Below are 13,115 nucleotides of genomic sequence, written 5' to 3'. Positions count from 1 at the left end.
TCCTCAGACCGGAGTTTTGCCGCCGACTTCCTTCAGATTCGCCCTCACAGGCGACACCCTTGTCTTAGGCTAACGGTTGGCACTATCAACCCCCGTATTGGACTTTCACCAACAAGTAAGCGCCCATGCTGGGCGCACATGTAACGAGGTCGAGAGATTTTCTCTCGACCTCTTCCGTTCCGCGTCTCTGCGCTCGCAATAAATCACCGGAAAAACATATCAACCAGTGACAGAATAATTTCAATAACAATTAAGATAATAATAGCCCATTCCAGCCGTGTACCGCGCTTGGCATGTACCAGATTGGAAAACGCTTCGGTAATATCAAGGAGAATCTCAGTTTTTTGACGAATTTTTTCATACCGGTCTTTCAGTTCAAATAACACCGACAGTTCATCATACAAAGCCCCTGCTTCCTCATTATTCCATGTAATATCAGGATTATCCAGCAGCATGATATATGAAATGGTATTGAGTTTGAAACTAAGAATGCTGGCTGCCATTTTAGCTAGTTCTTCGTCCGAGACTCCCAGTTCCCCACGGTTTAGATTGTTGACGACATTCTCTATTCGATCAAGCAATGAATCGACCTCTATTTCGTTTTTGTCCAACGAAGCAGATTTGGCTAAAATTGTTGCTACAATATCCAATTGGTAATCGCTTTGAGTGCTAACGATCATATAATCATTATTTATTGCAGGCGGCTCATCAGGATTAATTTCCAGTTTGTAGTCGTCAACATAGGCGAAAACATTGGCATCGTTTATTTCAGGTTCCAGCTTTTTTATATATTTGACAATATCCATGATTTGGTGATGCTGAAAATTTATGAACACCATACTGCCAAAGTGGAATATATAGACTATTTTACGATTTGTCTCATTGACAATACCTTGCAGATGCTCATCTTTAAGCACCAGGAAGTCTTCCCACTTAAACTTGCGACTGATGCCAAAATGTTGAGAGATTTTATTTAGATTTAATTCATTACACAAGACAATTGCCTTAAACTCAGAATTCACGGTTATTCCCCCACTTGATATAACGACATTTATTTTTATTACTAACAGTAACTTTTATTGAAGAAGATTTCACTTTTGCCAGTAAAAGTGATCTAATTGAAGAAATGGGATTATTTTTCTATATTATACCTGAAGTTTCATTAGAAAGTAAGTCAGGGAATAGCAATATAAAAACTAACCGCTGCCCCCACGGGCCGCGGTTAGCTTAGTATTTGTTGGATTTCAACTTTTAGCCCAGCATACTTGCTAGCAGCCCTTTGCGCAGCATAACATAAGCAATCGAGCGATCATAGTGAAAAACCGGGATTCTTCTTATGGTGAAATGATTATTAAATATCGCAAATCCAGATTGAGTGGAGAACCCGCCGATATATCCGGCATTGCTAGTTGCCTGAATGGTTTCCGGCCGATAGCTGCCACAGGGATAGGCGATGAAGTCAACCGGCTTTCCTAACAGCTGTTCCAAATCAATTTTGGACTGATTCAGCTCGTTTGTAACCTCTTGTGGGGTTAATTCTGCCAACTGCCGATGTGTAACGGTATGTGATCCAAAGTCCATTCCGGCAGCTTCCATTTCACGGATTTGACTTGCAGTCAAGCGATCGTTATTTCCCATCATTCCCGTAATTATATAGAAACTAGCCTTCATGGAGTATTTTTGCAGAACCGGAAAGGCATTTTTATAATTATCTAAATAGCCATCATCAAAGGTGATGATAATCGGCTTGTCTGGGAGCTTTGAATTTTGCCCCTGTAAACGTTGTTTAACCTGCGCAAGTGACAGTGTATTATAGCCTGATTGAGATAGGCTTTCCATATCTTGCTCAAACCGCTTGGTGCTGATTGTTAAATTATCAGTCTCAGTACCAACGCGATGATATAGCAAGACAGGTATACTATTAATGAGTTGATCGATAACCTTATATTCAGGAACCAAAGACAGACTTAACAGGGCCGCCGCCGAACCAATGCCCCCTGCTATAAACTGACGTCTGGTAATCATAAGAACACATCTCCCTCTGATAATAAGACAACCGCGTTTCTTGGCGTTTTCTAACAGTAAAAAATCCATTTTACTCATTAATCTATCCCTATTCTACTGCAAATAAACCTAACTGTCACTTGTTATAATTATGTATTGTACACACCTTTTCTTTACCTACTTTTCGATCAAGGGAACAGTAAGGCTACCCATCGGCATAAGTGTGATGCTGGGCTGAGACCCTAGTTTAGTGAAGGCCAGTTCCAATGCTTCTTCAATGTCCCTGGCTGGCGTAAAGAGTAGCAGTTGAGCAAGTTCCGGCGCCATAGATGAAATCAAAATAAACTGGGCTTTTTTCATCAATCTTGTGACCGAATACGCTTTATGAGCACCAATTTGGAAATCAGCCCTAATGGCGGTTTCCACTTGTTCCGGCGTTCTATAGTTCTGCATTGTCTGTTCATACATCGCTGAACCAGAACCTTCAGCGCATTCTCCCAGTATAATCACCACACCGCCTTCCCGCACAGCACACCAGGCGTTATCCATGGTCTTTTGTAACTGGTACACGTTGATATCCTTAGGAAAACCGCCACATGAAGCAATAACTAAGTCCGCTTCTTTCTGTATCCGGGCCCCGTATATTTCATCCACAAGCTTACAGCATTCCAGATGTGCCTGAATGTAGTCTCCGGCAAACACTTTGAGGAATTCTTTCTTCTCATTAAGTACAACGTTAAGCAAGAATGAAGGTCGACACATTTCAGTTCCCTCTACCTGGTCATGATAGATTGGATTGCCCTCCAGTTTACCAATTACGGCATTGGAATCGAGCATAAGGCTGTGATTTTTCCTAACAGTCTCGTAGTAGGCAACACCGGGAAGAATGGCCTTGCGTCCGCCGCCGAAGCCAGCAAAAAAGTGATGGACTACACTGCCAGTACATATAATATGATCCACCTCGGTCACACGTTTATTAATAAACACCGGTGTACCGTAGGAAGTCTCTCCCAAGTATTCAAACTGGCTTTTATCCTTGCAATCACTATTGTACATCTTCACACGTTTTGCTACTTCCGGACCAACTTCTCCTGCCATCTCCTCTTCGGTCATCAACCGGTGGGTGCCTAAAGCGAAAACAATGCGCATGTCTTTATCCGGAACCCCTATCGCATTCAGCTCATCAAGCAATATAGGCATAAAAATATGGCTGTTGGCTACCCGGGTTGTATCATTGACAATGAAAGCCACGGTTTCCCCAGGCTTCACGATATCCTGTAACGGCTTAGAACCAATCGGGTTACGAATAGCCTCTCTAATTGCTGCTGCCGGATCAGACAATACCGGATAATCCTTAATATAAAGTTCATCAATTACTAAAGATGTATCAATAGAAAAACTGACCTTGCCCTTGCCGTACTTATATGCATAGTTTTTTTCCATACGAACCACCTCTCAATATTTATTCAGAAACTTCATACTCTTATTTTATCGTATATTTTTCACAGAATAAAATACCAATAACAAATGCACTGATAGTCTACAGCTATTAGGCAGGGATTTATGTATGGCATGTCATGGTGGAAACACAGAAACAGATGAATACACCAACGAGACAGTTGTTCTTAAATATGACGCCCATACTTGCTATTTATTAAAAGAATACCCCTCCATAAACACTTCAGTTTTAGTTGAAGAGTTTATGGAGGGGTATTCTCCTGGATCCAGTTCTTATATAGGCGTTAGCTGCGATTAATTGCCTTCAGTACGATTGAGCTTTATCAAATTAAGACCAATTTCTTTACTAAATTCCCTATCAACTTCCACATCGATAACATCAATAATAATCTCACTCGTAGCACCGACAATACCCCAGTTCAAATGCCCCCCAAAAGCTTGATAGGAGCTATCCGTTACAGTGATATGCAGATGTACATACACTTTCCCGTTCATTTGGCTGATATTGCCGACTAGACTGGCTATTTCCATATCGCCACTCATCTCTCTTGTAAGATACTCTTGTGTCGTTTGACGAAAAAGCCCAATGCTAATTTTGTTAACCGCACCAATACCTGAAACAGTTGCCAGCTTGATGTTATTTTCTTTGCATAAGCGTTTGATACATTCTACAATTTCCTCGCTCTTATCCAGTCGAACTACCAACTTAGAGCCAAAACGTAAATATTCCATCTGTATAACCTCCTTTAAATGAAAGCAAGTGGACCTGAGGGAATAATCCAAAGGTTTCCACTTGCTTAATGCTTTTAAGGGTAGTTCTTTGGGAAGCAACTTAGTGCGGCTTTACACTTTGGGTATATCTTCATTGAAATTAAAATATTAGAGGTGAATGAAACTAATTATTTAACTAGGAAAACTCTACCTTTTTATGGTATCTCTGTTGTCCAATTCGCCCTGAATACTATCAGGTAACAGGCGCAGGGTTGAACAGGCATAAGTCATTGTGCAAGCCCCATTGATCCGCCCAAGTTTTCTTCCGTCCACTGGCTACGTCCAGAATAAGGCGGAAGATTTCCCAGCCAACCTCTTCAATTGATGCTTCTCCAGTAGCGATTGTACCAGCATTTACATCTATAAGGTCATGCCACTGCTCTCTCAAAGCATTCCGGGTGGAAACCTTAATCACCGGCGCCATCGCCAGTCCATAAGGTGTTCCCCGCCCAGTGGTAAACACTTGTACATGAATTCCTGAAGCTAGTTGAAGTGTACCGCAAATAAAGTCACTAGCCGGTGTAGCCGCATAAATTAGTCCTTTTCCTGTTGGTCTTTCACCTGGAGATAAGACTTCGGAAATTGGGCTACTGCCAGACTTGGCTATTGAACCGAGCGCCTTTTCCACTATGTTGGCCAGTCCACCTTTTTTGTTGCCTGGAGCTGTATTGGAACTGCGGTCTACTTCACCGAGCTCTAAATACCGGTCATAATATTTCATTTCCCGGATAAGAGCCCGCCCCACTTCCTCATTAACCACCCGAGGTGTTAAGAGGTGAATCGCATCCCGAACTTCGGTTACCTCAGAAAACATGACTGTTGCCCCGGCACGTACAAGCAAATCTGCTGCATAGCCTACCGCCGGATTTGCGGTAACTCCCGAAAAAGCATCACTGCCGCCACATTGGAGACCAATCACCAGATCAGAAACAGGACAGGTGACACGCTTTCGTTCATTAAGCCGCTTTAATCTTTCGTCTGCCATTTTCACGATTACGTGAACCATGTTCGTAAAACCTTGTTGATCCTGAAGTGATAGGATATTAGCCTTATCAGGTACTGGTATAACCTGTTCTGGTAATAACTTCTCACAGCCCAGCCCTACAATCATCACTTCCCCGCCAAAATTAGGGTGAATAGCAAGATTGCGGAGAGTGCGAATAGGTACAACTGCTTCGGGCGCATTTATTGCTACACCGCATCCGTAGTTGTGTTTTAATGCTACTACATCATCTACGTTGGGGTATTGGGGAAGAAGTTCTTCTTTAATCTTCTTAACGGCATAGTCGAGAACACCTACAACACATTGAACACTTGTACTAATGCCTAGAATATTTTTAGATGCCACTGTGCCGTTTTCATTGCGAAATCCTTCGAATGTATATCCATCTAGAGGCGGGAGTGTAGGCGGCACTTTGTTACCTAAGGGTAAGTCATCCAATTCCGGAGCTGTCGGCATGACCACCAATGACTCTTCTATCCAACTACCTTTGGCAATGGGCTGTATTGCGTAACCAATGACTTCACCATAACGGATAATTGCCTCATCTTGAGCCAAATCTCTTAAGGCTACTTTATGCCCTTGAGGAACATGCTCAATTAACGTAAGTCCACTAGGAAACTCTGTTCCGGCTGGTAGTCCCCCGCAATTAACAATGATTGCTACGTTATCTTCCGGATGCACTTTTATAAATAAGGGCTCATCTGTTCTACTGGCCATATTTGTAAATCCTCTCTGTCTCAATTGTTACTCAAATAAATGGCAACTCATCTCTACTCATTTACTCAATAGCAGTTATAAGGCTTCCTTCACTATCGAATTCCATATATTCAGGTACCCCTTCTGCATGTAGCCCTTCATACTTTCCTTGAATTACGTCTCCATAATAGGCTTCAGAAAGCATAATATGCTCAATATGAAGGCTATTAGGTATGCGAATAATCCTTACATTATCTTTATCCACGTTATTTAGTGTTCGGATACAAAGTTGAATAGCCTCTTTATCGGTTGCCACTACAATTGGAATTCCAGCCGATTTTAATACAGTGCTAGTAAGGCAATTAGGATATATTTTTTCTGGATCCAGCTTGTCAAATAAGCGTTTCGTGATTGCACTAGCCAGTCCAGTGCCTAAACCATTTCCATGCGAACATTCAGTGATGTCTAACATACACGTCCTTTGTACCTTCACACCACCTGAGGCATAATCCGTTGAAAATGTCCCGGTAATATTGGGATCTACTCCGGTTCCGCTGTAGTTCTTTCCAATCTCATCGACGATAAGAACATCACCTTCGCCAACTATGAGTTTAGGCATATTTTCGAAGGCATATTTTAAGAGTTCCGGCTCTCTTTTCAAAATCTCATCTTTATGGATAGCTTCGATTTTACAGGTCTCATCAAATGCATTCTCTATACACGGGATTGCAAGTAGGATAGTAGCTTTTTCCAGGATAACTTTTGCGGCAGCAGGGATATTCTGACCAATTTTCCCCATGCCATCGCTGTGAACAACTTCTGCACCGGCTTGTTTTCCTAGTCCAATTGCCATCATCTTACAAGGTCCACTCTCGTACGGCCCCCGGAATGCGTTGTGAGGCTTTAAACGGCAAGAGACAATGATACCATCTGATTCGTAAGCTAACTTGTCCAAATAGACGGGCTTGCCGAGCTCTGAATGACCTAACAGGACAGTATCCATGCAAGATCTAATTTGGCATCCCATTGTTTCCTCAGTTATGTTATATCCAGCCAAAAGCTCTAGTTGACCTTCTGCAGTTGCTCCACCATGACTACCCATCGCTGGGACAATGAAGGGATGTGCGTTACGGGATTTGACGAAATCTACGACCGCTTTCGTAATGATATCTACGTTTGCAATTCCTCTGCTTCCAGCGGTTATGGCTATATTCATACCACTTTTAATTTGACTGGAGAATTTATCTTGGGATAATTCAGCAAAAACGACTCCCAGTATATCTTCCGGCAATATTCTTGGTCTTGGGAAGATCTGTTTTGCTCGAAACATTTTAGGAATGTCAACATTCTCTAATAGTTTCGAGACAACCCCGCCTCTTTTGATTTCCACTTTAAACCCTCCCTTTAGCTAATTCTACCCTATTCCGAAATGTTTATTTTTATTAGCAAGGCTTGCTATTCGGGGCTTCTACCGGATTGTCAGCACTTATTTCTAATCTTTTTACATCACCAACAATAAACAAATATGAGAATGCTCCCAACAATCCAATCAGTCCTACATACAGCAAAGCACCATTAAAAGAGCCGGTAGCTTTCAAAATGAAGCCAATGGTAAGTGGCGTTATAATACTAGCCATATTGCCAAAGAAATTGAAAATCCCGCCGCTGATCCCAAGTAATTCTTTTGGAGAAGTATCGCTGACAATACACCAACCTAAGTTTCCTACACCCTTGGAGAAAAAGGCTAAAGACATAACCCCAATAACGATTGCTTCCGAAGATACATAATTCGCAGCTATAATACTGCTTGAAAGGAGCAAGCCTAAGACAATCGGTGTTTTACGGGCAACTGTCAAACTCTTACCCCGCTTTAGCAACCAATCGGACCAAAGTCCACCAACCATGCCTCCGACAAAGCCAGCAAGTGCAGGAATAGAGGCTACAAATCCAACTTTTAGCATTGACATACCTTTCGCTTGTACCAGGTATGTCGGGAACCATGTTAAGAAAAACCAAGTAATAGTTGTAAGACAGAATTGGCCTAGGTAAACGCCAAGCATCATTCGGTTGTTTACTAATTTACGAACTTGCGCCCATTTTATCTCCGATTTATTGTCACCGAGATTAGATATCCCGCCGCCGGCTTGTATATAATCGAGCTCCGCTTGGCTTACACCTGTATGATTTTTAGGCTCTCTAACGTATTTTAGCCAAAAAATGCCTAAAATGATGCCAATTCCACCTGCCCAGAAGAAGATATGATGCCAGCTAAAGGCATGAAGAATCCAGGCCATTAATGGTGTAAATGCGGCTAAGGCAAAATATTGAGCTGACTGATAGATGGAAGTTGCAAAACCACGTTCATGCGTTGGGAACCACATTACCGTTAGTCTGCTATTTGTTGGAAAAGCAGGGGTTTCGGCTACACCCATCAGGAATCGTAGAGCAAAAAGAACAACAAAGGCTGATGAAAAATACCCTACGAAACCTTGTAAGAAGGTAAAAATAGACCATAAAATTAGCCCCACACCATAAACTAGGCGTGCACCATACTTATCCAATACCCAGCCACCGGGAATTTGCAAAGAGGTATATGACCAGCCGAAGGCAGAAAAGGCCAGTCCCATGGCAACAGTATCAAAACCGAGTTCCTTTCCCATAGCTGGTGCCGCAATCGATAGTGTTGCGCGGTCAACATAGTTAAAAGTTGTCACCATAAATATCATTGCTAAGATAACATACCGGATATTGGTTTTTTTTTCACCTATTGGTGTATTGTTCATGATTCCCTCCATATTCTTATAATAAAGTTGTTTACAACCTTTACTAAGCACCTATATTTCAGTTCGAATCATCTTACCCGGACCTCTAGCTATGAATTACTGTAATAAACCACAATATTAGCGTTTTACTTCGACACTGGCAAGCTTCTCATAATATTTCACCAAGCTGCCGTGATCGTTGTCGCCCTGACCCTCAACCTTTAAGGCCTGCATCATTTCCATAACGGCAGCGGTAAGAGGTAACGGAACGCCGATTTCATGAGAAGTTTCGAGGACGTTAGCAAGATCTTTGATATGAAGATTAATTCTAAAACCTGGATTAAACTTACGGTCCATTACCAAAGGTGCCTTGGCATCTAAAACTGTACTGCCGGCTAAGCCACCACGAATGGCCTGGTACACCAATTCAGGCTCAACTCCTGCCTTGGCAGCTAGAACAAGAGCTTCTGACATAGCTGCAATGTTAAGGGCTACAATTACCTGGTTAGCGAGCTTAGTTACATTGCCCGCACCGATTTCGCCTGTACGCACAACCGAACCAGCCATAGCTTTCATAACATCATAATACTTATCAAAGACTTCTTGTTTACCACCAACCATGACAGATAGCGTTCCATCTATAGCTTTCGGTTCTCCGCCGCTCACCGGTGCATCTAAAAATCCAATGCCTTTCTCTGCAAGTTTCTCGCCGATTTCCCTGCTGACCAAAGGAGCGATAGAGCTCATGTCGATTACCACAGTTCCTGGTTTTGCACCCTTAATTACACCATTCTCACCAAGAACGACTTCTTTCACTTGAGGTGAATTAGGCAGCATTGTTATAACTACTTCTACCTGTTCAGCAACTTCTTTAGGAGTAGTAGCAACGGTAACGCCAAGTGCAGAAAGTTCTTCTACAACAGCAGTATTGCGATCAAGTACAATTAGCTCATACCCTGCTTTCAAAAGATTTTTGCTCATAGGCTTGCCCATAATTCCGAGACCAATAAAACCGATTTTCATATTATCTGGCTCCTCTTTATATAAATTTAAATATCTATTTTAGTAAACCCATTCCAATTAGAACCTTGCGAAGACTTTCCCTCTCTTCAGTTGTCATCGGGCCTACCGGATCCATACAGGGGCCAGCTTCAATACCTAGCATTGTGAGGGACTCCTTTATTACAGACGGGAATGTACCGATGGTAAAAGCAATTCGAAGAGGTGCTAGTGTGAATTGAGCCTCTAGTGACCCTTTTAGATCACCCGCTATAAACTTATCGTAAATATCAGCGCACAATCTCGGCGCTACATTGGCGCAAGAAGCAATAGAGCCTGCTGCCCCGTAACAGAGCGCGCCGTAGATAAGAGTATCGCGACCCACTAGTACGTTAAAATCATCCCTATCTCGAGTGAGGCGAATATATTCAGCAGTCAACGTTAAGTCACCGCTCGAATCCTTAATACTTATAATGTTGGATATTTCAGCCAATTTAGCAACTGTTGAAGCAGCAAGATTAACTCCAGTTTTGGGAGGGTTATTGTAAAGCACTACCGGAAGAGAAGTGCTTTCCGCAACCGTTTTGAAGTGTCCGAACAACTGCCCCTGATTCGGGGTAATGAACATAGGAGTCAAAACAGATACTGCATCAATCTTGCATTCTTCGGCCAACTGCGTCAACATCACAGTCTCCCGAGTCGTAATTCCATTTGTCCCTGCATAAACCGGAACTCTTCCTTTAGTCTCATCCATGGTTACTTGGAAAACTTCCCGCTTTTCTTCTGGAGTAAGCCCATAAAACTCACCTGTTGTTCCAACCACAAAAAGTCCATGCACGCCGCCATCAATCAAATAATTAATCAACTTACGCATTGCCGATTCATTGAATTTACCCGCTGGTGTTAGAGGTGTGATTACGGCAGGTATAATCCCTCGCGCCAGAAACCCCTTTTCTTTTCTGTTACATGCTTCCATGAAAAGCTCCTCTCGTTTGAACTATTTACTAAGGTAAAGCGTTTAAAAACCATCATAGCTATTGTGGCCCGCGACTTTTCAAAAAGATACTAGTATAGCGGCCCCACATGGAGGGTCATGGCTCACTATATGCTACTAATCCTGCTGGAAAAAGATATATACGCCTATTACAATAACCCGCTATCATGTTATTGCAAAAACCGTGCCAAGTGCAAAATCCCTGAAATTACTGAAAACTAAAATAGCCTTAATCCAAAAACCGTTGTTAACTCAACAACAATTGTTGTTGAACTCGTTGTGCAAAGATTATACAATACAAGTACAGCTATATAAGTAACGTATGAGGTATGTACTATGTCTAAAATTGCTTTTATCGCACCAGACAAGCAACTGTATTTACAGGGTAAAAGAATAATTAAAGACCTTGGCTTAGAACAAAAAATTGATATCTACTTGGCCAGACTAAAAAGAGCCATTACTCTCGCTCAACGCCTTCAGAATGAAGATGTTGATGTCATCGTATGTAGGGGCGGAACAGCAACATCTATTATCGATTCGAATATACGAATCCCCGTTGTTGAGATTCCCATAACTGGGCAAGATCTTGCTCAGTTATTTCACGAGGCAAAAAAAATTACAGGTCTTCCCGCCCCCAAGCTCGCCATGGTAGCGTTCAGGAACATGACCCATGACATTGAAGTTCTTTCTAATATTTTAGGAATTAATTTAACAATTCTACCCTTAAATAATATGAATGATATTTCTACCAAAAACGAGGAAATTGACAGCAATACCGTGGACGTTGTCGCAGGCGGCAGACGATCGGTACTTTTAGCTGCACGAAAGGGAATAAAAACACTACTGGTAAAATCGGGAGATTATTCTATAAAGACAGCACTTTTTGAGGCAAAGAAGATCGTATTGGCTCGAAAAATCGAGAAAGAGTACGCACAGGAATTTAAGGCACTAGTCGACTTCTCCTCAGATGGTATTATTAGTGTAAATCAAGAAAGAATTATTAAAGTCTTCAATCCTACAGCAGAACGATTGCTTAATCTCCCCGCTAAGGAAACCCTAGGCAAAAACGCGGACACAATCCTCAGCTTTATTAACCTTAACCCATGTTTACAGAGCGGGCAGGAATTTATTGGGCAAACGACTCAGGTAAATAACTGTTGGTTGAGTTTTAATATTGCTCCCATAATCGTTGACCGAATAATTACAGGAGCCATTATAACCTTCCAAGATATCACCCGTGTTCAAGAAATCGAGACCAAAATCCGTAATGACGTTCTGGCTAGAAAGTTCGTCGCCAAATACCAATTTAAAAACATCATTGGCAGTTCACCGGAGGTAGTTGAGAGCAAAAGAATTGCTCAAGAAATAGCCCCTATCGACGCCACTGTATTAATCTATGGAGAATCAGGGACAGGCAAGGAATTATTCGCGCAAAGCATCCACAATAACAGTCAAAGAAGAAACGGACCATTTGTTGCTATTAATTGCGCTGCTTTGCCTTCAAACTTACTTGAAAGTGAGTTGTTTGGCTACGTAGAGGGAGCATTTACCGGTGCCAATAAAAAGGGCAAGCAAGGTCTATTTGAAATGGCCCATCGCGGAACAATCTTTCTAGATGAGATATCTGAAATGGATAAGTACGGGCAAAATCGTCTTCTAAGGGTATTGCAAGAAAAACAAGTCATGCGCCTAGGTGATGACAAAGTTATCCCTGTAGATGTAAGGATCATTGCAGCGACCAACAAAAACCTTGTAGAGTTAATTAGCGAGAACCTATTTAGACAAGATTTATTCTACAGGTTAAAATTATTGACATTAGATTTGCCGCCATTACGTGAAAGAAGTGGTGACGTTAAGCTTCTCGCCCTTCATTTTGTCGAGTTATTCAAAAAGAAATATAATAAAAATCTCGACTTTAGCCCTGCAGCCTACGAATGTCTAGACGAACATCATTGGCCAGGAAACGTGCGAGAATTCATGTATTTTATTGAGAGACTAGTGATAATAGCCAACGAAAAAATAATTACAGATAGCGTTGTAAGAAAATATTGGGATAGAAAGCATACCGCTAATATCTGCAATCCCCCAGTTTCTTCCTCAGCGACATCGGAAAAAGACAGAATAATCGAAGCGTTAGCCGAGTGCAAATCGAATATCTCCCGCACCGCTCATATGCTAAACATGGATAGAACTACACTTTATAAAAAACTAAGATCGTACAATATACAAGTAATGAAAGCCTATTGAAATCATCACTTAAAAGAGAAAGCCGGTTAGATCGATATTCTGATATGCTCCCCTTATAGGAGACAATGAAAAAATAGATTGTCGACTATGGGGGGAGTTTTTATGTCATTTAAAACGAAATTAACTCCAGAAGAGAAGATTCATTTTGTAGAGAGATATCTTTCCGGAACAATTAGCCAGC

Annotated in this window: 9 protein-coding genes and 1 pseudogene; 1 reads left to right on the top strand and 9 read right to left on the bottom strand. The window is 41.8% G+C overall.

The genetic code is table 11. From position 1 onward, the window contains the following. Positions 1-203 precede the first annotated feature (203 nt). From VN447_RS15830 to dapA, 9 genes and pseudogenes are all read right to left on the bottom strand, one after another. Positions 204-1,022 carry an RMD1 family protein gene (locus VN447_RS15830; RefSeq protein ID WP_325526312.1) on the bottom strand — a complete coding sequence of 273 codons (819 nt, stop codon included), beginning with the start codon at positions 1,020-1,022 and terminating at the stop codon, positions 204-206. A gap of 229 nt (positions 1,023-1,251) precedes the next feature. Next, positions 1,252-2,025, bottom strand: a complete 774-nt coding sequence (locus VN447_RS15825; RefSeq protein ID WP_325526311.1) for a polysaccharide deacetylase family protein — start codon at positions 2,023-2,025, stop codon at positions 1,252-1,254. 156 nt (positions 2,026-2,181) lie between these two features. Further along, a complete protein-coding gene (larA, locus tag VN447_RS15820; protein WP_325526310.1) occupies positions 2,182-3,447 on the bottom strand; it encodes a nickel-dependent lactate racemase in 1,266 nt (421 codons plus the stop codon). A gap of 309 nt (positions 3,448-3,756) precedes the next feature. Next, positions 3,757-4,194 (bottom strand): PPC domain-containing DNA-binding protein, encoded by a 438-nt coding sequence (locus VN447_RS15815; protein WP_325526309.1) that lies wholly within the window; start codon positions 4,192-4,194, stop codon positions 3,757-3,759. A gap of 232 nt (positions 4,195-4,426) precedes the next feature. Further along, positions 4,427-5,953, bottom strand: a complete 1,527-nt coding sequence (garD, locus tag VN447_RS15810; RefSeq protein WP_325526308.1) for a galactarate dehydratase — start codon at positions 5,951-5,953, stop codon at positions 4,427-4,429. A 61-nt stretch (positions 5,954-6,014) separates the two neighbouring features. Beyond that, on the bottom strand, positions 6,015-7,322 hold the full coding sequence (locus VN447_RS15805; RefSeq protein WP_325526307.1) for a lactate racemase domain-containing protein: 1,308 nt from the start codon (positions 7,320-7,322) through the stop codon (positions 6,015-6,017). A gap of 52 nt (positions 7,323-7,374) precedes the next feature. Continuing rightward, positions 7,375-8,715, bottom strand: coding sequence for an MFS transporter (locus tag VN447_RS15800; protein ID WP_325526306.1), 1,341 nt, complete (start codon positions 8,713-8,715; stop codon positions 7,375-7,377). Between the two features lie 117 nt (positions 8,716-8,832). Next, a pseudogene (gene garR / locus VN447_RS15795) lies at positions 8,833-9,723 on the bottom strand (2-hydroxy-3-oxopropionate reductase); the annotation flags it as partial. A 28-nt stretch (positions 9,724-9,751) separates the two neighbouring features. Further along, on the bottom strand, positions 9,752-10,669 hold the full coding sequence (gene dapA / locus VN447_RS15790; RefSeq protein WP_325526305.1) for a 4-hydroxy-tetrahydrodipicolinate synthase: 918 nt from the start codon (positions 10,667-10,669) through the stop codon (positions 9,752-9,754). 354 nt (positions 10,670-11,023) lie between these two features. On the opposite strand from dapA, the gene VN447_RS15785 reads away from it, so the two are divergent. Next, on the top strand, positions 11,024-12,934 hold the full coding sequence (locus tag VN447_RS15785; RefSeq protein WP_325526304.1) for a sigma 54-interacting transcriptional regulator: 1,911 nt from the start codon (positions 11,024-11,026) through the stop codon (positions 12,932-12,934). Positions 12,935-13,115: the final 181 nt, after the last annotated feature.

The sequence above is a fragment of the Sporomusa sp. genome (genome assembly GCF_035561155.1).
In the GTDB taxonomy this organism is placed as follows: Bacteria; Bacillota; Negativicutes; order Sporomusales; family Sporomusaceae; genus Sporomusa.
This window is presented reverse-complemented; position numbering and strand designations above follow the sequence as displayed.

Excerpts from the sequence above, each read along its gene's own strand:
- VN447_RS15825 (WP_325526311.1), bottom strand. The coding sequence starts at position 2,025 with ATGATTACCAGACGTCAGTTTATAGCAGGGGGCATTGGTTCGGCGGCG.
- larA (WP_325526310.1), bottom strand. The coding sequence starts at position 3,447 with ATGGAAAAAAACTATGCATATAAGTACGGCAAGGGCAAGGTCAGTTTT.
- VN447_RS15815 (WP_325526309.1), bottom strand. The coding sequence starts at position 4,194 with ATGGAATATTTACGTTTTGGCTCTAAGTTGGTAGTTCGACTGGATAAG.
- garD (WP_325526308.1), bottom strand. The coding sequence starts at position 5,953 with ATGGCCAGTAGAACAGATGAGCCCTTATTTATAAAAGTGCATCCGGAA.
- VN447_RS15800 (WP_325526306.1), bottom strand. The coding sequence starts at position 8,715 with ATGAACAATACACCAATAGGTGAAAAAAAAACCAATATCCGGTATGTT.
- dapA (WP_325526305.1), bottom strand. The coding sequence starts at position 10,669 with ATGGAAGCATGTAACAGAAAAGAAAAGGGGTTTCTGGCGCGAGGGATT.
- VN447_RS15785 (WP_325526304.1), top strand. The coding sequence starts at position 11,024 with ATGTCTAAAATTGCTTTTATCGCACCAGACAAGCAACTGTATTTACAG.